The organism is Bacteroides sp. OM05-10AA, from assembly GCF_003439055.1.
GTDB classification, from domain to species: Bacteria; Bacteroidota; Bacteroidia; order Bacteroidales; family Bacteroidaceae; genus Bacteroides; species Bacteroides intestinigallinarum.
In genome coordinates this window covers 48,031-71,239 of record NZ_QSUR01000030.1, presented here as the reverse complement: position 1 = coordinate 71,239, position 23,209 = coordinate 48,031, and the positions used below count along the sequence as shown (strand labels likewise).

General features: G+C 40.9%; 15 protein-coding genes. 4 read left to right on the top strand and 11 right to left on the bottom strand.

Features of this window, described 5'->3' with window-relative positions:
- Positions 1-5: 5 nt before the first annotated feature.
- From DXB58_RS20465 to DXB58_RS20445, 5 genes are all read right to left on the bottom strand, one after another.
- Entirely contained in the window at positions 6-521 is a 516-nt protein-coding gene (locus tag DXB58_RS20465) for a sigma-70 family RNA polymerase sigma factor (protein ID WP_117935101.1), read from the bottom strand.
- A gap of 231 nt (positions 522-752) precedes the next feature.
- Complete coding sequence (locus DXB58_RS20460) at positions 753-3,530, bottom strand: two-component regulator propeller domain-containing protein (RefSeq protein ID WP_122138105.1); 2,778 nt, start codon at positions 3,528-3,530, stop codon at positions 753-755.
- A 127-nt stretch (positions 3,531-3,657) separates the two neighbouring features.
- Entirely contained in the window at positions 3,658-5,925 is a 2,268-nt protein-coding gene (locus tag DXB58_RS20455; protein ID WP_122138096.1) for a heparinase II/III family protein, read from the bottom strand.
- 19 nt (positions 5,926-5,944) lie between these two features.
- The gene (locus tag DXB58_RS20450) at positions 5,945-7,870 is read right to left on the bottom strand and encodes an alpha/beta fold hydrolase (RefSeq protein WP_122138095.1); all 1,926 of its coding nucleotides are present in this window, start codon (positions 7,868-7,870) and stop codon (positions 5,945-5,947) included.
- A gap of 15 nt (positions 7,871-7,885) precedes the next feature.
- Entirely contained in the window at positions 7,886-9,820 is a 1,935-nt protein-coding gene (locus tag DXB58_RS20445; protein ID WP_117935107.1) for a glycoside hydrolase family 127 protein, read from the bottom strand.
- A 164-nt stretch (positions 9,821-9,984) separates the two neighbouring features.
- On the opposite strand from DXB58_RS20445, the gene DXB58_RS20440 reads away from it, so the two are divergent.
- Complete coding sequence (locus tag DXB58_RS20440) at positions 9,985-10,767, top strand: HipA family kinase (RefSeq protein ID WP_117935110.1); 783 nt, start codon at positions 9,985-9,987, stop codon at positions 10,765-10,767.
- A complete protein-coding gene (locus tag DXB58_RS20435; RefSeq protein WP_004297000.1) occupies positions 10,745-11,128 on the top strand; it encodes a DUF3037 domain-containing protein in 384 nt (127 codons plus the stop codon). Before DXB58_RS20440 ends, DXB58_RS20435 begins: the two co-directional genes overlap by 23 nt.
- 25 nt (positions 11,129-11,153) lie before the next feature.
- On the opposite strand, the gene DXB58_RS20430 is transcribed toward DXB58_RS20435, so the two are convergent.
- The 3 genes from DXB58_RS20430 to DXB58_RS20420 form a co-directional block, all read right to left on the bottom strand.
- Positions 11,154-12,770 carry an alpha/beta fold hydrolase gene (locus DXB58_RS20430; protein WP_122138094.1) on the bottom strand — a complete coding sequence of 539 codons (1,617 nt, stop codon included), beginning with the start codon at positions 12,768-12,770 and terminating at the stop codon, positions 11,154-11,156.
- A 54-nt stretch (positions 12,771-12,824) separates the two neighbouring features.
- Positions 12,825-14,777: a glycoside hydrolase family 97 protein gene (locus DXB58_RS20425; RefSeq protein WP_117935114.1), complete on the bottom strand. Its 1,953-nt coding sequence runs from the start codon at positions 14,775-14,777 to the stop codon at positions 12,825-12,827.
- Between the two features lie 70 nt (positions 14,778-14,847).
- A complete protein-coding gene (locus tag DXB58_RS20420) occupies positions 14,848-15,729 on the bottom strand; it encodes an AraC family transcriptional regulator (protein WP_117935116.1) in 882 nt (293 codons plus the stop codon).
- 119 nt (positions 15,730-15,848) lie between these two features.
- On the opposite strand from DXB58_RS20420, the gene DXB58_RS20415 reads away from it, so the two are divergent.
- Both DXB58_RS20415 and uxuA read left to right on the top strand, forming a co-directional pair.
- The gene (locus DXB58_RS20415; RefSeq protein ID WP_117935118.1) at positions 15,849-16,664 is read left to right on the top strand and encodes an SDR family oxidoreductase; all 816 of its coding nucleotides are present in this window, start codon (positions 15,849-15,851) and stop codon (positions 16,662-16,664) included.
- Between the two features lie 35 nt (positions 16,665-16,699).
- Entirely contained in the window at positions 16,700-17,887 is a 1,188-nt protein-coding gene (gene uxuA / locus DXB58_RS20410) for a mannonate dehydratase (RefSeq protein ID WP_117935120.1), read from the top strand.
- A gap of 459 nt (positions 17,888-18,346) precedes the next feature.
- Here the strand turns inward: uxuA and DXB58_RS20405 are convergent, their stop codons facing one another.
- Genes DXB58_RS20405 through DXB58_RS20395 form a run of 3 tightly spaced genes read right to left on the bottom strand, consistent with a single transcriptional unit; the run spans position 18,347 to position 23,164 of the window.
- Positions 18,347-19,753, bottom strand: a complete 1,407-nt coding sequence (locus DXB58_RS20405) for a glycosyl hydrolase family 28 protein (protein WP_117935122.1) — start codon at positions 19,751-19,753, stop codon at positions 18,347-18,349.
- 14 nt (positions 19,754-19,767) lie between these two features.
- Positions 19,768-21,066, bottom strand: a complete 1,299-nt coding sequence (locus DXB58_RS20400; RefSeq protein ID WP_117935124.1) for an alginate lyase family protein — start codon at positions 21,064-21,066, stop codon at positions 19,768-19,770.
- Positions 21,067-21,124: 58 nt separating this feature from the next.
- Entirely contained in the window at positions 21,125-23,164 is a 2,040-nt protein-coding gene (locus tag DXB58_RS20395) for an IPT/TIG domain-containing protein (RefSeq protein ID WP_117935226.1), read from the bottom strand.
- Positions 23,165-23,209: the final 45 nt, after the last annotated feature.

Here is a 23,209-nt window from a genome sequence, read left to right as displayed (position 1 = left end):
TAATATTAGATACACTGTTGGATATATTCGCGGATTTCTTTCCGGCTGACAAACAAATGGTTTTCTACTGTACGGACAGATAACCCGAGACAAGCGGAAATATATGCTGATGATTTATGTCTAAAGCGACTCATTACATAAATTTTCCTTCGTTGCATAGGAAGCCGGAGAACTCTCTCCTGCTCACATGTAGATATATCATTGGCTATTATCTGGCTCTCTACATCATTGATAGAGGTAGGAATCTGATCTAAAAAATAGGACGTGATTTCCTGCATTTTATAATGACGACGCAAATAATCAATAACCAAATTCCGGCAAATAGAGAAAATAAAATGCTTTATTGTTTCCGGTCGCAACATTTGCTTATAATCCATCAAACGTAAAAATACATCTTGAGACAGATCTTTCGCGTCTTCATCTTTTCTTATTTTATATAATATATACAAGTAAACAGAACGATGATAATTCTTATAAGAATCACTAATCAACTGTACGGATGACATATCTATATTTTCCATTGCTTAGATTTTTGTTTATCATTACGTTGGCAAATATAGAAGGTAAATATGAAAACGGATATTCAAAAAGGAAGAGATAAATTCCGTCCTATTGGCGGAGAGCAAGCGATCAACACATACTCTAATTATCAAGAAGTTACCTCTCAATTTCATAGAGTCTCAATTTATTATTTGAGACTCTAAAGAGATATTTATCAATCTAAAGTTTAAAATAAAAGGTACATAGGTATATTATTCTTCATTGGTCTTTCCGATACTTCGAATATATTCATTCGGAGTAATTCCAATAACCTTTTTAAAATAGCGAAAGAAGGAGGTGCGCGAACTAAAACCACATAATTCGGCCAAAGCTGTCAACGTATATTTAGAATATTCATCTTTATCAACCAAACGCTTAAACTCCTCTATGCGATAGTCATTCAAATAGTCATAATAGTTTTTATCCAAATATTGATTGAATAAATAGGATAATGTATAAGTGGAAACATTCAATATTGCAGCCAAATCTGCTATTTTCAGATTTGGATTAACATATAGTCGATCCCTTTGCATCAGAAGTTCCAGTTCGCCAGCCAGGCGTCTACATTCTTCTTCAGTCACATTACTCTTTCTATATTTTTCTTCAATTATCGGTTGTTGCTTTTCCTTCGGTTCAATAAGATTGTTTCGTTTCATTCTCCGGCGATAATATATATAAGCCAAGGTTATTATCAATATCACTAAAACAGTCACACTCCACATAGCAGCATTGAAACGAGGAGCAACAGTCACCATCAGACAAATTTCTGACTCCGGATCATCCACCCGATGAATTCTAAACTGATAATTGCCGGATGATAAGTCATAATACGTTATTTCAGATTGTCCACTCAATAATTGCCAGTCGCTATCTATCTCTTCCATCTTACATTTATAAGACATATATGCAGGCTCCGAATAAGTGAACCCAGAGAAACGGATTGTCAGATTACGCTGATCTGCTTCCAATTTTATTTTATACACGTTATTTTCTCTACTCATCTTAGCATAAACCGATTGCTTTCCATTCACTAATACATCGGTAATAGCAACCGGATAATGCCATTTTGCTTTTCTACCATTTTGTTCCGAGGTCAGATAAATCATACCTTTCGAATTGCCGAACCACATCGTACCCTCTTCATCTATCACAGGGAAACAAGTAATAAATATAGAACTGGGCAAGCCATCTACGAAATTATAGGGAATAAAATTATCTTTCTTATCATAACGATATAAGCCCAAATTAGTACCAATCCACAACCAACCTTCATGATCTTCTATAATAAACATTGCATCCTTTCCATCCAAAGGAGTACCCGACTGCATTCTCCGAAAATGATTCATCGACAAATCAGATATAAAAATAGCACCTTTATCCGGAAGGAAATAAAGCTCATGATTAGAATCTTCGTATACTGTCCGGATTTTATCTTTATGAATAAACCCTTCAGGAAACACATCCGACTTCAGACTATTGGTTGACGGATCCCAAATGCATAAACCGTTCTCTGTACAAATCCATCCTTTACGAGTGGAATCAAAACATATATCATATACATTTTCTCCCGGTAATTTCGAATTTTCGGTAGTATAATGCCGGATTTGCTTTCCATCTCTATAACAGTAAAGTCCATTAGACGTCGCCATCCACAAATTTCCTTCATCATCCGATTTTATGCAAAACACATGTCCTTTCAGGAATGGAGTTGATTTTAAGCCTGCTGTTTCAAAATCGGAAAAAGTCAACGTGGAAGGATTGAGGATATATATACCGCCACCATAAGTACCTATGTAATACTTTCCTTCAAAAACATAAATACACAAGATCATATTGGAACGTAATTCGGGAACCTTAAAACTCTTAAACCGCTGTTTCCTTTCGTCTATATAGAAAAGTCCATTGCGCGAACCTATCAGTTTCTCGTCTTTCGAAACAGCTATTGCACGAACAGGCATCTCTTTGGAGTCGAAATAAGGAAGATAGGCATAGGTAGAAAATAATCCGCTCTGATATAGTGTATAATCCAAACCTAGCTGATAAAAACCAATCCAAATCACTCCTTCCCTATCAACCAATAATGCATAGACAGAATTGGAACGGATCGCCTGTTTATTTCCCGATTCGTAACAAAAGGTACGAACAATCTTCATGTTATTCGCAGAAACAAAATGTACCCCGTTTCCATCAGTGCCTATATACAACAAATTCTTTTCATCACTGGAGAGAGACATGATAACATTACAACCCAAGTCAATAATATTTTCTTTAAACTCACCCGTCGAGCTATCAAAACATAGCAACCCATGATCCATTGTTCCTAAATAGAGCTTTTTGCCGATACGTGTCATATTTCTATAGGAGAATCCCTGCTTGTATGGATAAGAGGTTATTTTCCGGTTTGAAATATTCATGGAATGTAATCCACCTTTGGTAAGAATCCATAAAGCTCCATTTTCATCCAAATTCAATGCAACGATGAAATTTTCTGCCGATAAGATGTCGGAACTTACTGCCAGTCGCTCCAATTGATTATTTCGATAGATAAATAATCCTTTTTCACTACCTATATACAATCCTCCATCCCGAGTTGGTAAAAGGGCACGAACACCACAATTAATAGTCTCCGGACTAAAGGGTTCCAGTTTTTCTGTTTCCTTATGAACCGTCCACAATCCCATATCATTTCCTATCCATATCCTATTACCAGCCGTCTCTGTTATTACATTCACCCATTTTTGTTTTTCATTATTCCCTAATATAGGATAATGTTTCAAATGGACTCCGTCAAAACGTTCAACAGAACTTGCCGTGCCAATCCAGATATAGCCTAATGAATCTTTATAAAAAGAGCTGACCATCAGGTCGGAAAGTCCGTCTGTTTCGGAAATGCTGCGGAAAGAGTAAGAAATCGGATAAATAGGCATACTTATGAGTAGCAGACAAAGAGTAACTAAAGCCTTTACTATATGTCGTATTAGATTATGCATAGAGGATTCATATTTAACGAAACAATGCAAACCTACATAAAATATCTCGGATTTTATATAGGTTTGCACAAAAAACAAGGAACTTACTCTCTTTAAAAAGATAGAATCTATCCCGGATATACATAATTTATAGTTTCACCTTTACCTGCGATTTCTGATAGACTACCGGGATTTTCTTATCATTCACTTCTACAGACACAGGCTTCTTTGTGCTTCTAAAGATGGCATTTATCTTCGGCTGTCCGTCTATCCAAAGATTAAGTTTCTTATCTTCTGCTTTCTGAATAACGAATAGCTTAGCCAATGACGAGAAGTAGGTTTCATTATCTCGTCTTAATGCACTTCCGTAGGCAATGAAGAAGTCCTTAGCGTCCTTTGCTTCAGTACCTTCCGGGTAAGAGACTGCAAACATATAAGCATCTGTCATCCAGCCGTCGGGCATAATCCATGAATTACTGTGCATTAATCTTCCGTCTGCCAGTTGGTTGATATACAAATCAGTAATTTTGCCTTTATGACGAATACGAAGCCCTATCCAGTCCTGCCCTTCACGTCTTTCCATTTGAGGCAGGTCTTTTTCATCGGGAGTGTCTTTCAGAATAATAGCTGTCAGTCCTTTCACACGGTTCACCTCGGCCGGTAAATGGAATGAATAATATTTTTCGGTTCCTTTCAGATCTTCCGTAGGAGCTTCTATTTCTTCCCAATATAAATCTTCGGGATAGTCGTGCACAAAATCGGACTTAGCCAGCAGACGGGGATATAAAGGACGAATGACTACTGAAGAATTTCCATTTGTCACATTTACGTCAATGCCCGATTTCTTATAGGTTCCATTGGTATGCCATAACCATTCAAACTGTCCTACCTTATGTGTCTTCAAATCATCGATCATATAAATCACATTATCCATCCACAGGAAATGACGGAAGTTACGGCTAAAATTATTAGAGACAGGTCCTGTTCCATTGGCCAAAACATATTTCACATTGCCTGCATCCAAGAGATGATAAAGATTTCCTCGCAAAGTAGAGCCGCTATACTGTTGTTCACGAGGTTGTCCCTCCCCGTTGAACAGGACTACATTATGTGCCTGGCTTTGGAAGAAATAGTTGCGATAATTCGGATTGGGATACCAGCAGTTTCCTCCATCCTTGATAATATCAACGCCTTTATGAAAAATAATAAAGGAGTTGGCATCCGCATGGGAATGATTCCACGTATGACTGCTTTTCACAGCAAGCATCGTAGCATCCTTTTCCCAAGAAGTACGCATGGTGGCCCAACCGAAATCCGAGAATAATTGTGAGGTTTTCAAATCGGGAGTTACGGGGGCTTTATTCAAATCAGGGGTATAGAGAAAACCCATCGGACGATTCAGAAAAAATCCATCGCGATGCTGTCCTTGCTCTACTTGGGCTATATACCACAGAATAGTCGGGTCTTTCAGTCCCAATGCATACAATAACATCATACTGGATTCTGCTGATACATTCTTATGACTATCACCAAAATTCAAACTATGCAGCATACCTGTACGGGGATAGCATACTTGAGAAAAGTAGTTCGGAAGTTTTGCCAATTGGGGTATATCGCCGGGATTTTGTCCCGGATGAGTGTTTATCCAGGCGATCCGAAACAATAGAGCTTCCTGAATACCAAAGTTTGCATAATTCAGACTTTCATACATTCCTCCGGCCTCATCAAAGCTCTTTGCTTTCTGTTGCAAGGCATCGCCTGCAAAGTCAAACCATTCGGGAAGTGATTCATGAAGTTGCTCCACCCAATCTTTTACTTCGGGAAGTTCATTCTGTAGGCTTAATGCTAATATTCCACCCTGGCATACACAAGAAGTCCACCAGTTATGTCCCATAGAATTCAAAGAATGAATACGGGTAGGTTCTAGCAGCCAGTCGCCCAATGCAGGTTCTACAGCCAATCGTTTCAAGCCTTCGGCAATCTTTTTTCTTTCGGAAGAAGACATGATATTGTAGGCTGCATCATATCCTATGGCAGAAAGGAAACTCTTATGTGCCATGCCTAGTTGCGAACGCCAAGCAGGAATACGTGCCATCATTTCCATATCTCCCCAGGATTCAGCTTCCACAGCTTTCGAAAGGATCTCTTTGATTACATCTGCATACTCTTTATTATCCGTCATCAGATAGGCCAACGATAAATAATCCAAGCGGTTGAAATCTTTCTTCTGTAAGGCTTCATCCGCAGTTTTCTGAATATCTTCCCAGGCTTCCTGCAATTTCGGTTCATTCTGCATACGTTGTTTTACCTGCTGAATACGTTGAGGGGTGTACAAAAGCGAAGGATGATTTATCTTTTGTGCAGATACAAACGATGCAAATAATATTCCGATCAGACATAGAACTATTTGTTTCATGATATTTATTGCTTTTATTTTACTGTTTAATATTGATTAAAAATTCTGCTAAAGCTGCATTGAATTCCTCCGGTCGCTCCATATTCACCATGTGCCCGCAATCCTCTATGACCTTCAGCTTTCCATTAGGTAGATATTCCAATATGGGAGGATTTTTTAAGAATTTGTTATCAGAAGAATGACCTTCTACAATTAAGGCAGGTACGGCAGGGTGACTCTTCTTTAATTTTTCAATAGCATCCAGTCCTGCTACTACCCGTACTTCTTTGTGTAGCGGTTGCCATGCATCCCATTCGTCAATCATCTGCCACAAAGGCGCATGCATCCGCTCACGTTGACTTCCACCGGATTTCATTAATCCTTCAAACCACTCTTTCTTCATCACCTCCACTCCTTTCTTTTTCAGGGCAGCTATTTCTTCATCACGTACCTTTGCTTCTTCTTTAGTCATCGGCTCACTGGGCCCTTTCGATTTCCGGATGTTTCCACTGGCTAAAAAAGCCGATAACATCCGGTCTGGGAAATACGCCAACATATCGGCAGTGATAAATCCACCCAAAGAAAGCCCGACAATATGCGCTTTTTGGAGATGTAAAGAGTCCATTAAAGTAACTAAATCTTCAACATGCATAAATTGATAATCTTCTGTTTGGGCAGAAGAAATGCCGTATCCTCTTAAATCATAGCGAATGACATGATACTTTTTCGCAAACACAGAAAATTGTTCATCCCACATACGATGGTCGAGCGAATGACCGTGAACAAAAATTATCGGTTCACCCTGACCGGCTTCTTCATAATATAGAGAGCCGTTTCCTACATTGATACGCCCTTGTTTGACAACCAATGGCTTGCCTTTCAGTATTTCTGAAACAGTCCGTGAAATGACAGGGCTGCCGAAGAAAGAAGAGAAACCGTCTTCTTTAGCAGAAGAACCTGTTACATGAGAAATGAAGAATCCATAAACCTCATCGTGTTTATTTATCCACGGATAAGCACCAGCCCATCCCGGTGAACTAATCTGATAGGCTTCACCTGTCTTTTTATCTATCAGTTCACGCCATTCTCCCAATCCATAGATTCCATTGTGGGATTGTCCTAGTCCTTTCGCTACATAATTATCCGAGTCATGCGAAGGGATGATGGCATCTTTCACTTGGTCGGCCTGCATCTCCTTTATTGTTTCTGCTGATATAATCTGCTTGCCATTATACATTCCATCGTGATAAATCATAGACAGGAAATGAAGATAATCATTCAAGGTAGTACACAGTCCGCCCCCTAACATGGGTGCATGTCCGCCGTCCGTATTAATTGGGGTAAAATGAGAGTTCTTCATTTCCAAAGGTTGTGCCAGCAGTTCCTGAAAAAGAGCTTCAAACTCCTTTCCCATCACCACTTCTGCCATTCTTCCGGCAATTTGCATGGCAAGTCCACCATATTCAAAACGAGTGCCGGGAGTAAAGACTGTATCCAAAGGAAGAATTTCAATGACTGCCGAATCCAAATGATTATAGTTATCTACACGGGGCTCGGGAAGATATGGACGTACTCCTGATGTATGGGATAATAATTGCCGGAGAGGAATCTTACCTTTAGCATCGTCTTTAAATTCCGGCAACCATTTTTCTACCGGATCATCCCATCCCAAATCAGTACGGTCTACCACTGCGCCAATGACAGCAGCCGCTACCCATTTCCCGGCAGAAGCGACATATACTTTTGTATCGGGCGTATAGTCCCGATAGTTCTTCTGGAAAATGACGGTATCATTCTTCACTACACAAATGGATGCTCCGGGGTAATATCCCTTGTCTACCCATCCTTGGATAACAGAATCCAAAGAAGAGAAGTCATACTGACTTCCCTGACCGGATGATATTTTGCAAGAACCGGACAAAAAGCAGATACTTACAAAAACGGCAATTAATAAACGATTCTTCATATCGTTGTTTACTATCTATTTTTCTGATTGTAAATCCCAATATACGACATAGCGCTGGTGATGCAAATCGTATAGCGGGCGAATCACATCTCCTTGTTCTGTCGTAAACTTCAAATCACTTCCTACACGTTGCAAAGCACGTTCAGGGTGTTTCTTATCTAGTTTCAAAGAGGTACGCAAATGTGCTGGGACATGAAAATTATAGATATAATAATCATTATAAAGAGCCGGATTTGAGAAAGGAGCAGGTGCTTGCATACCTTCAGTTCCCCGTTCTCCCGCCAATACCAATGGACCATATAACAGAGCTGCCTTGTTCGGATTATCCGGGGTAGCCTCCAATTTGATCTGCATCGGATAAGTAGCCAAGATTTGGTCGTCCTCTTTCCATTCACGGGTAATGGCAATATAAGAACCAGGCTTCTGTTTTACAGATATTTTCTTACCATTCACCAACACTTTTACATCCTTGCTCCACGAAGGATAGCGCAGATAAATGGTGGTACGAACAGGATTTTCTGTCCGGAGAGTGAAACGCGTTGTTTCTTCCTGTGGGAATTCCGTTTCCTGACGGATTGTCAGTCCTTTTTCTTTCCAGGTTACCTGTGAAGGGATAAATAGATTTACATATATTCCCTGATTGTTATGGTAGTAGATGGCTTCTCCAAACTTTGCATGATTCTCAAATCCGCTACCTACGCAACACCAGAAAGAGTTCTCTTTTGTGCTATACAGTTTGTGAGACCCGGAAAGCAAAGGCAGGAAATAAGCTACCATACCTGTTTCAGGGTCTTGTTGTCCCAAGATGTGATTATACAATGCCCTTTCGTAATAATCTGCAATAGATGAATCGCCCGTCCAGCAGAAAAGATGGCGGCTAAGTTTGAGCATATTATAGGTACAACAAGTTTCTCCGGTATAGCCGGTCAGATGTTGGGATAACTTCTTCGGATCAAAGTAGTGTTCTTTGTCACTGCTGCATCCCGGAGCAAAAGTATGATGGTCAATCATGGTGTGCCAGAAGAATTCCGAAAGTTTCCTGCTTGTCGCGTTGTGGGTTAATTCGTAGTTGCGGGCTTCAGCTATCACTTTCGGGATGAAAGTATTGGTATGCTTCGTTCCCAAGTCATCGCGAAGTTCTTTCAAAGGGTCGATTACGTCATTGTGGTAGAAATATTCCGCCAACCAGCGATAACGTTCATCTCCCGTTATTGAGTATAAATTATAGAATGACTCATTGATACCGCCAAATTCATTGCGGATCATAAGTTTACGTGTTTCTTCACTAAGGGGTCTCAATTTATTGTATGCCCAATCGCCCATTCGGGTGACGATAGTCAATGCTTTCTTATTATCCGCATACAGATATTGATCTATCAGTCCGGAGAAAAGTTTGTGCAGAGTATACCAGGGAGCCCATACACCTTTTCCCTGAATATTCCGGTTTATCAGTTCCTCGGGCCAGGCACTCAAATATCCGTTTTTCAGTGCATTCTGCACTTCTTCCAATCCGTTAACCAAGCTATCGCCTTTCAGTTTGAATATCTCACTGCCGGTAGCTGCGTACATCAAACCAAGTGCCGAGAGCATGTGTCCGGTAGTATGTCCGCGAAGTTCGCAATCCAAAGATTCCCAACCACCCAGTTTCTTCACTGTCATATATCCGCCCTCACGTCCGGCAAATACACCGGCATTGGTACGGAAGCTATGTAGCAGACGATTCACATCTATTGACGTCATCCAAGCAGAATCCCGAAGCATATTATCACGGAAACGACTTGGCAACAGGCGAACATCTTTCAAATCAAAACTTTCCGCCTGAAGGGGAGCGACTGTTTCCTTTTTCAACTTTCCCTGATGTTGTCCGGGATATACAGATTGAGCTGACACTATACCCGATATTGTCAATGAACCAAACAAGATTACCGTAACTAAAACTTTCTTATTCATATTATTTCTATCTTTTATCTATAAGATACGAACAAGGTGCCTTAAACACTCAAAGCCACAAAATTATTTAATTAAGCTACAATTCTTTAATTTAAAGCCCACTTTCTTATAAAATTCATCTGAAACGTCCTATCTTTATTCCCCAAATCAAAGAAAGGAGCTACATGGATTTACGTACGGCAAATGTTACAAGATATATTCTTCCTCTGCGTGAGGGGGGCTCATTGCCTGCTTTAGCCGAAGCTGACGATGAATTTAAGTATGTAGTCAAATTCAGGGGGGCAGGACACGGAACAAAAGCACTGATTGCCGAACTGATTGGTGGAGAGATAGCCCGTGCACTGGGTTTCAGAGTCCCCGAAATAGTTTTTCTGAATCTGGACGAGGCCTTCGGACGAACGGAAGCAGACGAAGAGATACAGGATTTACTTCAATGGAGTCGCGGACTGAATATGGGATTGCATTTCCTTTCCGGTTCACTGACTTTTGATCCGATAGTACATCAAGTAGATGGAAAAACCGCTTCGCAAGTAGTATGGCTGGATGCCTTGCTGACTAACGTAGACCGTACCATTAAAAACACCAATATGTTGATATGGCACAAAGAACTATGGTTGATAGATCATGGGGCATCCCTTTATTTCCACCATTCCTGGACTAACTGGCAAAAACAGGCACTGGTTCCTTTTGTACAGATAAAAGACCATGTATTATTGCCGTTTGCCGATAAACTGGAAGAGGTAGATATTGAATTCAGGCAGATATTGACTTCTGATAAAATCCGTGAGATAGTCAATGCTATTCCCGATGACTGGTTAAACTGGACAGAAGGCACAGAAACTCCACAGGATTTGAGAGACATTTATATTCGATTCTTAGAAGAAAGGATTAAGCATTCCGAAACATTTGTAAATGAAGCGCAAAATGCAAGAAAGGCACTTATATGAATACGCAGTCATCCGTTTCGTTCCTAAAGTAGAACGGGAGGAGTTTATCAATATGGGGATTGTGTTGTTTTCCAAACAAGCCAAATACCTGAAATCCCTCTATACGATAGATGAGAACAAACTAAAACTGTTTTCTTCCGAACTGGATATTAACTGCCTGAAAGAAGGGTTACAGGTCTTTGACAAGATATGCATGGGAAATAAAGAAGGAGGAGCCATAGCCAATATGGATATTCCTGACAGATTTCGTTGGCTGACTGCAGTAAAAAGTTCTTGCATACAAGTATCTCGCCCACATCCGGGATTTTCTACTGATTTAGATAAGACTTTGGAAAGATTGTTCAAGGAATTAGTACTCTGATTCCTTGAACAATCTCTTTGTCAAACTAACGGGCGGTAATATAAAAGCTCTGCTCTACTGCTTCAGCAGTCTGCACTTTTGGTTCTCCGCTACGCCCATATTGCCAAGCTACCACTGTCACCTTTACCGGAAATTTTGCACGCGGGGGAATTTTAGTCAATACCAGTTTATCCCTCTTTATCTCTGCCGGCCCTTCTTTTACATAATAGTAAACCGGAAGGCCGGAGTCAGCAGTTCCTTTTAAACTTTTTTCTTTCACTGAAGCCTTTACATCGGATAGTTTCGGGAAAATTATACGTTGGGGTATCCCTTCCTTATTCCGGTAAGGAATACGAATCTCTACCTGCTGAACGGCACTCCGGTATTTATGATCCTGTTTTACGGAAGCCATCAGACAGATGCCTCCTGTACGTTTTGGATTATCCAATCCCATCCGATAGAAACGAACAGTAAAAGTTGTATCATTCACCACTTCCACCGGACCGCAAATTCTCGACATTCGAATGGGACGTGTACTGTGTTTTTTTGAATATTCGTTCCTTAACGTATCTGTGTACACTGCTTTCAAGTGGAAAGTGACTCCGTCCGCTTCGGGTTGAAAAGAAGGAGACATACGTACATGGGATTTCGGATTGAAAGTTATCAGTTTTCCTTTTTGCTCAAAGCCTATATACTGTTCTGTCTTTCCACGCTCATTAGCGTAATATTTTTCTGTGGCATCTGCCATTTCCTTATCAAAATACCAAAATGCATGGTGCTTGTCTCCTTCATACTTATCATAGGAAGCGGCTTCGGCTGTAGGCTTTTCATTCTTTCGCCAACGGTCTGCCAGCCAGCCATTCTTTGCTTCTACCGGAATTAACTGAACCGGAATATCCGATGACGAATGTTTCGGCAACCGGTATTCCACTGCCTTTTTTAGAAAAAGAGAAAGATAATCAATCAATTCATCGGATATGTCGAAATGTCCATGTCCTGCATCAGCAAGAAATGAAAGGGGAGCATTCGGATATTCACAACGATAATCGAAAGAGGTTATCAACCGGTCTTCCCACCATTCGTCCTCTCCCATTACCATTAATGAAGGGATACCTTCAATCGTACGGGTTCCCCAATCCAAATTCGCACGCCCGTAACCTGTCAAATGAGTTCTGGGAGAATCACCGTGAATAGAGAGTACAGCCAATGTACGTTCGGGATTCCAGGCGGCAAAGTTCCACGGATAAGTAGCCATTGCCGAGTGTCCGATAGGGATGACCGGAGCAAACTCCAATTCTGTATATCCGCTTATTTCAGACAAGTTCTTCATCATTGTTTCAAAGATTTGCCGGGTACCTTTTGTCACATCCCAGCGTTGGTCTATTCTGGGAGTGATCCATATCTCTGCAATTCCCAATTTACCCATATCCTTCCGAAATTCAGGATGCTCGAAAATTGTCTCTTCGGTCATATTATGTTGCCCAATGATGACGGCACGGACTTGTTTGCAGTTTTCCGGTATCCATAGATAGGCAGAAGGATGGGCGTTTGTCTCTTCTGAAATCAGCTCTTTTATTTCTACGGACCACTGCCAGGGAGCTGCTGCAACTCGGGTAGTCTGCATGAACAGAGATAACAAAACAACAAGAAAATATTTCTTCATAATGCTTCTTTTAATTGCATTTATTATAGTTGCATTTATCTATAAACAGCTAATTTATTTTCCCAGTGGAGTGAAATGCAATGCAGCTCCGCCACTTGCTTTTAGCTTCAAAACAAGCCTATCTCCGGCTTTTATCTTCTTATGAGTACTGCGTACTTTCGTCCGTGTCTTCAGCTTGTCATCATCTTCGTACAGGTGAAGCATATACTTCTTACCCGATTCCAGAAAATCCGTAGTCAATGTAATTGTGCGGGCTTCCGTATTCGTCATTGCTCCTACAAACCAGTCATTCCCCGAACGACGTGCTTGAACGATATATTCACCAATTTCTCCATCTAACGCGCGGCTGTCATCCCATACACTCGGAATTGCTTTCCAAAATTCCAGTTCTTCTTCTCCCTGGTAGAATTCCGGTCTGTCATACCAAAACATAAATTGCAAAGGACTGTAATACACAGCTGCCATCGCCAACTGATGTGCTTTCGTATTCTTCACCCGATTATTGAAATAGCAAAGCGTATAGTCTCCTGCACCTGCCAGATAGCGGGTGAAAGGAAGAGTCGTATTATGTGTGGCATCCGGCATTTCTTCATTTCCACGAATACCCTCCTGTGTCATCAGGTTAGGATAAGTACGACTGAAACCTGTCGGACGATATTCGTCATGAATATCTACCATCAGACCGTATTCTCCACATTTACGGACAGCTTCATGCAGCCAGGTACTCCAACGCTGATTACCTATCTGTACAAAACCGAACTTGATACCTTTCAATCCCCATTTTTTATACAAAGGCAACAGAGTATCCAACTGCTGCACTAATGCACGCTGATTGACATACACCATGAGTCCGATTCCTTTCGATTCGGCATATTTACACAAAGCGGGTATATCAAGGTCTTTATCAGGAGAAACAGTAGTAGCGTCCGAACTCATTTTCATTTCCGGTCCGTACCAGCCTGCATCCATGTGCACATACTGAATACCGCGTTCTGCCGCAAAGTCAATGGCTGCTTTTACTCTATCTTGTTTCAAGTCGCCCGAACGGAATACTTTCCCGGGTTTGATCCAAGAAGTATCAGCCAGTTTGCAAGCCGGATTCAGATTCAAGACAATATCATTATTATTAATTAAATCGACCGGACGTTCGCCAACCATGATTACACGCCACGGAGTACTGTAAGGAGAAATAATATCAACGCTACTATACAGGCTTGTCTCCAAAGTGGAAGGTTTCTCTGCCGATAAACGGAATTTACCACGAACATAATCCACCATTTCCGCTTCCAACAAAGCTACAGATAATCCATCAGGCAGTTTCAAGGTCAAAGGACGCTCACTCTCCTCTTTGCCCCATCCTTCCAACGGACGAAGTACGCAAGGTCCTTGTGCCCAACGTTCGTAATATGCCATCGTTCCTTCAGGCATTGTAAAGCTGGTCTGCTCACCGACGATATGTAAGAAAAGTCCGTTTGTCATTTCCGGAAAATGATAGCGGAAAGCAACCCCTTCATTATAGGCGCGAACTATAATATCCATAAAGTAATTCTTACGCTTATCATAGCCACCGTCTTTATTACCTTTCCCTTCTCCCTTCTTAAACTTCAAAATCATTTCATTGTAGCAGTCACGAATCTCCGCACGTTCACCATATACAGGCTTCCATGTTTCATCCGCCTTTCGTTGTTCAGTCGCTGTCAACTTCAGATTTTCACACCAAAAATGACAGGTATCATTTGGTATACCCAATGCCGACTCAAACAACTGATTCTCAATCAGAACTCCCAATTTACTTTCTTCAATCACCGGACGGTTCTTATAAGTCAAGGTATAATACATTTGTGCATTATCCTCTCCCACCGTGCGCTGATAAAAGGTAAAACGATAAGCTCCATCAGGAGACGTCAGTTCCTGACGGGTTTCTGTCATCACATCTTGCGCTTTCACCAATGCCGGTATCACCAGCAACAAAAGCAAAATTCTTTTCTTCATTCTATTTACGTTCATGTTTATTCATCTTTCCTATTATATACGAACGAGGAAGAAATTATACTCAAATGTTTATTGCCTGAAAAGCTTATTCCATCTGCTCTCTATATAAAGTCGGCGTCATTCCTGTCACCCTTTTAAAAATGCGGTTAAAATGTACAGGTGATTCAAATCCGCAAGTAGCACTGATTTGAGATATATTCATCATACTACTATTTAATAGTTTACAAGCATATCCGATACGCATATCAAGCACATACTCTTTGAATGTCTTTCCTGTGTTTTCTTTAAAGTATCGGCAGAAAGCAGTAGGGTTCATCGCTGTATAAGAAGCAATTTCATCCAGACCGATAGACTCGGTATAATGTTTATTCAAATAGGCAATCACCTTTTCCATTCTTTCATTACGCATAATCGAAGGGGACGGAGTATAATGAGAAGTAGTCAGATATTTCTTATGATTGCTGATAGCCATCATCTGTAAAAGTGAAAGCAACAGGATAATTTGATCTGCTCCTTTAGCAGAAGGAATCTGTTTCAATAACTTAATGATTTTCCCCGAACGGGTAATTGTGAATTTTATTCCTCTGCAAGCATCCTCCAATAAATTCCTGATAGGAATAAACTGGGAGTATTGAGAAATAGAATAATGCATAAAGTCTTTCTCAAACTGAATATTGACTCCTCTTACTTTCAGTTCGGATTTTTCTTCGTTATCAGATTCTTCCCCGTCGTCCGGTGGACTTTGCATACTATGAGGCAGTTCGGAACCGAAAAGAATCAAATCACCTTTTGAATAGGAGATAATGCTGTCACCCACCAGACAATCCCCCTCTCCCTTCTCTACATAGATAATTTCATACTCACTATGAAAATGCCACGGATATGTGAAACGCGGATATTCATAAAAGCGGGCACGGACGGGATTGGAAGTCGTTATAGTCAACTTCTCATTCATTATCTTCTTCATAAATCTCCTTTTTAAACTGCTTTTGCAAAGATAGGTAAATATCTTGCAAAAATACGCATCATAGCATGTATAAAAACCCGCTATTTTTGCATCATTCATAAAAACATTTGATAGAAACCATGAACGAATTATTTAGTATTGCCGGTAAAGTTGCTGTTATTACCGGAGCAGGTGGTGTACTGGGCGGAAATATTGCCCAACACTTTGTACAGCAGGGAGCAAAAGTAGTAGCTATTGACATTCGTCAGGAGCAACTGGACAACCGTGTGGCTGAACTTAAACAATACGGTGACGATGTAATCGGTATCATCGGTAATGTACTTGACATCGCCAGCCTGGAGAAAGTAGCCGAAGAAATCGTAGCTAAATGGGGACAGATCGATATTCTATTGAACATTGCCGGTGGCAATATGCCGGGAGCTACCCTTGAGCCGGATCAACACTTCTATGATATGGATATTTCCTGCTGGGAAAAAGTGACTAATCTGAATATGAATGGGACAGTCTATCCGTCTATGATATTCGGTAAAGTAATGGCAAAACAAGGCAAAGGATGTATCATTAATGTATCCTCAATGGCAGCATACAGCGCTATCACCCGTGTACCGGGATATTCGGCTGCAAAAACTGCCGTAGCCAATTTCACTCAATGGCTGGCAAGTGAAATGGCGCTTAAATACGGTGATGGTATCCGTGTAAACGCTATTGCACCGGGCTTCTTCATCGGCGACCAAAACCGTCGTGTACTCATCAATCCAGATGGTTCACTGACAGATAGAAGCAAGAAAGTATTGGCTAAAACTCCAATGAAACGTTTTGGTGATATTAAAGAGTTGAATGGTGCAGTGCATTTCCTGTGTAGTGAAGCCGCTAGCTTCGTAACCGGAGCAATGTTACCTATTGATGGTGGTTTCAGTGCATTCAGCGGAGTTTAAGCAATAAATAATAGCCTGTTATAAAGAGAAAGACTATGATGGAAAAGACTTGGAGATGGTTCGGAAAAAAGGATAAGATAACTTTGCCGATGCTCCGACAAATAGGGGTAGAAGGGATTGTCACTGCCCTGCATGATGTACCGAATGGTGAAATATGGACAGTAGAAGCTATTAACAATTTGAAATCATATATCGAATCTTATGGTTTACGTTGGTCGGTAGTGGAAAGTCTTCCTGTATGCGAAGCAATCAAATATGCAGGAGCAGAACGTGAACAGTTGATTGAGAACTATAAAGTAAGCCTTGCCAATTTGGGTAAATGCGGTATAAAGACAGTATGTTACAACTTCATGCCCGTTATCGACTGGATACGTACAGACTTGCAACACCCTTGGCCGGATGGTACCAGTTCCCTGTATTACGACCGTGTCCGTTTTGCTTATTTCGATATTCGAATTCTGGAACGTGAAGGAGCAGAAAAAGATTATACCGAAGAAGAACTTCGGAAAGTTGCCGAATTGGATAAGGTTATCACAGAAGAAGAGAAAGATGCCCTGATTGATACAATCATTGTCAAGACACAAGGTTTTGTCAACGGTAATATCAAGGAAGGAGATAAAAATCCGGTTGCCATCTTCAAGCGGTTACTCGCCCTGTACAAAGATATAGACCGGGATACTTTGCGTGAGAATATGCGCTACTTCTTATCTGCCATCATGCCCGTATGCGAAGAATATGGAGTTAATATGTGCGTACATCCCGATGACCCTCCATTTCAGGTATTAGGTTTACCACGTATTGTTACCAATGAAAGTGATATTGAATGGTTCTTGAATGCCGTAAATAATCCTCATAACGGGTTGACTTTCTGTGCAGGCTCTTTGAGTGCAGGCGAACATAATGATACACGTGAGTTGGCCAAGAAATTTGTCAAAAGGACTCATTTCGTACATCTGCGCAGCACGGCTGCCATGCAAGGTGGAAACTTTATTGAAAGCTCCCATCTCACGGGAAGAGGACATCTGATTGACCTTATCCGTATCTTCGAAAATGAGAATCCGGGATTACCGATGCGTGTAGACCACGGACGAATGATGCTGGGAGATGAAGATAAAGGCTACAACCCGGGATATTCTTTTCACGGACGTATGCTGGCTCTTGCACAAGTAGAGGGAATGATGGCTGTAGTAGATGATGAGAAAAAACGACAGATAATATTATAATCATCACAGTGCTGATATAGTCAGAGCTTCGTCAGAGCAATAACCTCATTATTTGTTTCAAGGCGGGAAACATTTTGTTTCGAGGCACGAAACTGATGGTTTCCCGCCTTGAAACTTTAGTTCCAAAGGCTCGAAACTCCAGTTCCAATAGCGGGAAACTATAGTTTCTAAAGCAGGTAAATTCTATCTCAAAGGCAAGAAACGACTATTCCTCCGGACTTTTAGTTATGATCCTATAATTCCGATACAATAAAATACAGCGGACTGTCCTCTCAATAGCTAAACCTTTCAATGCCAATGCATACTCATATCATTTGGTAAGCGTCGGCAGTGTGAGGGTAAATTTTACCCTCACACTACCCTCACCTTTACCCTCACCCACGAAAGTACGATGGATAAAGAGATTGAGAGTCGGGTGAGAGTGTGAGGGTAAAATCAGCACAATCTTTTATTTGTTAGCTACTTTATCTGTATCTTCCCTACAAAATCTTTTTTATCTATATTCAGTTCTTCCAAAGAAGTGATCCGTTTGCCGTTCAACATTATGTTCTCAAACAAAATATTCTCAACCTTCCTATTCTTATCATAACCTTCCATCAAAGAAGGATTGATATATTTCCCGGTACATGAAATATTACGGAACGTTATGTTTCTGACACCTCTGCCGGGACCTGTGTTATACTTTTGGTTATACATCACCCGAAGATGAAACAACTGTCCTTCCTGGATATGTTCCACACGAATATCCTCAAAAGTGATGTTTTGTGCCAGATTGTGATCTCCTACATTAATAGTCATGCAGCCTTGATAATCACGATCGTCCTCATCATGTTCCAAGATATCGATATTCTTGAACAATATATCTTCTAAAACCTCATCTCCTGTTTTCGTATTTCCATGCGTACCAATATTGATAGGGTGAGCAATATCCGCCCATAGTGTAGAATTAAGTACACGGATATTACGAGAATCTCCATAATAATTCCAACGATGTGTATAGATGGCTATACAGTCGTCTGAATTACGAAGAAAAACATCATCAATCACTACATCCGAACAAGACATAAAATCCAACCCGTCACTCCAACCCTGATAACTGAATGATTTCAGATTCTTGATAGTAATTCCCTGTGATTGTCCACCGGAAACTGTATAGTGACGGGAGTTAACGACTGTAATTCCATCAATCAGTATATTCTTGGAGTATGCCACCGATATTCCCTGCTGCGGTTCAAGCAACATTCCGTGTCCGAGAATCTTTACATTCTCTACACTGTCGCAAGTCAGGCAACCTTTCAGCACTGCTCCGCCTTCCAGATAGACAGTCGTGTTGGAAGGAATACGGAAGCATTTGCCTGCCACATCAGTGGGTTCGTGTATGCCGGACTCAAAATACATCACATTCGGATCACTTTTATCAGGCACATTCTCAATGATCGGATTGGCAAACACATGCAGATTATTCAAACGGTCACCGTTGAACTCTACAGAGAGCTTTTGTGGTTTATCCAATGTGAACAGCAGAAAATTTCCGTCTATCTCCGGCTGAATGCCTTTAGATAGTGGACGCACTACTGCTGAACGGAGTTCCCCGTTATTCTTTTGCACCAGCACTTCCACTTTACCGGAAAAATCAAACTGTACCATGGTTGCATCCGACTTGGTATCCATATCCACCTTTACATTATATTCATAAAGGTCTACCCAATCTTTTTCACCCACTTGCCGTACTTTTACTGTATAATCGTCATTGTGGCGGGCATAGTAGATGCCTTGTGGCACCGGATAGATGACAATTTCTGCCTGTATAACTCCTGAAGTCATTACAAGTAAAAATGTAAGCGCTATTCGTATCAATCTATTCATCTTGAATTATTCATTTATTGTGCATACATCAATGTACCAAGTCCAAGTACATCATACCCGCCGGAGTTAGCATCATAATAACCGCCTCCTCCTTCTATTCCTACATATTCGGTAGCAATCTTAGTATATTTGAGATTATCATCCGAGATGTTTTTTATCCCTTTGTAATGATAATAAGGCAACGCCCATATCGCACGTTTGATCCATTTACCACCACCAAGTGTTGTTTGTTCTTCCGGAATCGGATATCCCCATTGACTCTGTTTTTGCCATATATAAGTAGTATATGGTACAGTCTCATTAGTGTAATTACAACAAGCAGCATATTCGCAAGCCCGCATGAACAGATTGTCATCATAGGCAAAGAAATCGTCTCCCTGACTCCATGCCAACTGACAAATAACTCCCATCAATCCGACACACATCAACGTGTGCCCTTGGTCACGTCCACTTTCCTGCCATTGGGCAAAGTTATAGTCCGGTGCATAATCGTGATAGATAGCACGACGTAAACGTCCGTTTGTATCACCTGTCTGCAAATGGTCGATACCTTCATTATAAATATCACGACGATCGGTTACAATGCCGATAGCCATTTTAGCCGCTATATTACAAAGACACCAGTTAGCCCAATAATGTAACGCATTCGTATCGTGATGACGTTTCAGAAAATCATCATTAGCGGGATAGAACACTTTAAGCAACCAATTCTGGAACGCTGCGAAATCCGCACGATCCCATCCTCCATAATCCCTCAATAATTCACCGGCAATAGCAAATTCATAACCATAAAGTCCTGCGGCAAGCGATAAATTCGTATTACCTGTTACACCTACACAAGTCTGTACCCACTTATTCAGATTCTCCACTGCTTTTGCCGCATATTCATCATCTTGCTCAATCTTCCAACGAAGCGCCTGCTGATATGCAATAGTGGCCCCCTTGGCTGCATTCATATAATTTTCATCACCGGAAACTCCACGTTTAATCCATTCCGTAGGATAAGTATCTGCCGTCTTCTGCGAAAACTGACTTTCTACTAATAATTGATAAGCACTTACCCAAGGTTCTTCTCCGGCAGCTTTTTTATCCCGAATACGCTGGAAGTCTTCCTCTGTATGCAACCCTTCATGCAGCATGGGTTCCGTTGACGGTTTAAGTTCAACCTGTTCCAAATTCACGTTATTATCAGGAAGAGGAATTTTATTCAAATCAGTTTCCACATTGACACCCGGAAGGTCAATGCCGTCCCCACATCCTACCAGAAACAGGGTAGCAAATACTGCGGTTATATAATATATCTTTTTCATCATATTTTTGGTTTAATGGTACACCGCATCTACCATTGATTACGGTGCACCCAATTATAGTTTATTGCTCTACTAACTCTAATTTGAAATTATCTATCTTAGCCCGTCCTTGTTTTACTGTAATCGTACATACAAAACCAATGACAACATCGGTAGGCTCTTCAACAAGAATATCAACTACTACATCACCCGTACCCGAAATAGAAGCGTTTGCCAGACTCTTACTTGGTATATCACTCGTATTTGCCATCTCACGACCTTTACAAACCGCAACATAACCGGTAAAACCTCTGCCATCATATTCATAAACGTGTGCCGTCAACTTATATTTTCCTTTTTGAAGATGAGAAGTCTGATATACCTTACCATCATTTTTAGGATTGTCAAATCCCCAATCTGTTTGTAAAGCCAAACCTGCATCACTTCCATCACCATATTTCGTTTTAAATGCCAAATCAACAGCAGCACCTCCTTCACCAGCAGTCAAGTTAGAGTTCTGAACTATCCAATAAGCAGCTTTTGCCCACTCTCCTTTTTTATGGAATCCTTTATCCCCACCTTCTTTTACATATTCAAAAGGCTGTTTATAGTTCATGAGTACATATTGAGAAATATCTCCATCCACCGGCAGAGGTTGTAACATATCACTCTCTACGGGTTGTGCAATGCCTTCAAACACCATTGTTACTTTTCCACCATTGAAACCTTGTGGAACCGTTACAGTAATAGAAGTCGTAGTAATCTTTTTAACCGTAACAGGTACGGATATTCCCTCAAAAGTAACTGTAACAGAATTCTTATCCGTTCCAAAACCTTTTCCTGTAAATGTTATTTCCTGTCCGGCTTTTACTAATGTACCATAAGGATAAATATACGGTGTTTCAACAGAAGTGATTTCCGGAGTTGCCCAAACCTCAAATGTACCTGATTCGCCCATCTCTATTTCCTTACCCTGAATTATCAGTTTAATCTTCACCGGAGCTTCAGATGAAACTCCTTTTGGAACATTCACTACGATATTACCCTTATCATTCAGTGTCACTTTATCACAAACTGTTTCTCCGAAAAAGACCTGAATATTTTCAGCTTTCGTACCAAAGTTCTGACCAATGATCGTTACTTCCGCATTAATATATCCGGCTTTCGTTGAAATGCCTGTTACTGTCGGCATCGGTAATACCGTATATTTCAACTGTGTCCCGATAGTTTCAAACGGAGTAATGACCGTAATTGTATAATCTCCGGCTTCCAACGAAGCAGGTACGGTGAGTGGAATACTCTTATCTGTCAAATTATCTGTATCTATTGCAGCTTCTACAGGTTCTCCGCCGGCTTTAGAGAAAGTTACTTTCAAAGGCTCCAACCCTTCAACAGACTTATCCAGCAATTCTTGCACAAGATTGGTTCCTGTTATTGCAAATGCACTTCCTGCAAAACCTGATGGAATCGATTCACCCTCTTTAGGGGCATCAAGCGTTGCATGCTTCAACACTGTGAAAGGATAAGAAGCCAAATCAATCGTTTGTTCTGCCATAATAAGTGTCATAACTCCACTGACAGCTGTCTCGGGAACTTTGGCCGTAAATTCGGTATCAGTAGGTGTACCCACAATCTCTGCCTTGTCTGTGGAAGTCCCGAAAGTCAAAGTATACAGTGTTTTAGAAGAAACAAATTCTTGTCCTTCGAAAACGATACTGGCACCCGGAAACCCATAAGAAGGTTTCACTACGCTGACACCCGGCTTACCAAGTACACGATAAACTAGATCAGTCTCCACACGTTGCCCGAAAACCTCAACGGTTATCTTTCCGTTTGTTGCCGATTCCGGCACTTTCGCAAGGATAGCATCATCGGCGCAAGAGACTACTACTGCCTCCTGGGAACCGATAAATACTTTCACATCTTCTGTTATGATACCAAAATCACTGCCACTAACGGTAAACTCATTCCCAACATATCCTTCTACGGGATCTATCTTTGTTACAGTCGCCACAGGATCAGTGTAACTCATTGGAACAATTTCTTCATTTTCCTCGTCACAAGCAGCTAATGCGAAAAGCGAGAGAAAAACGGGAAACAGATAGTTATATATTTTCTTCATAATCTTAATTATATTATCACGATGAATTACTCTTTTTTCTTTTTC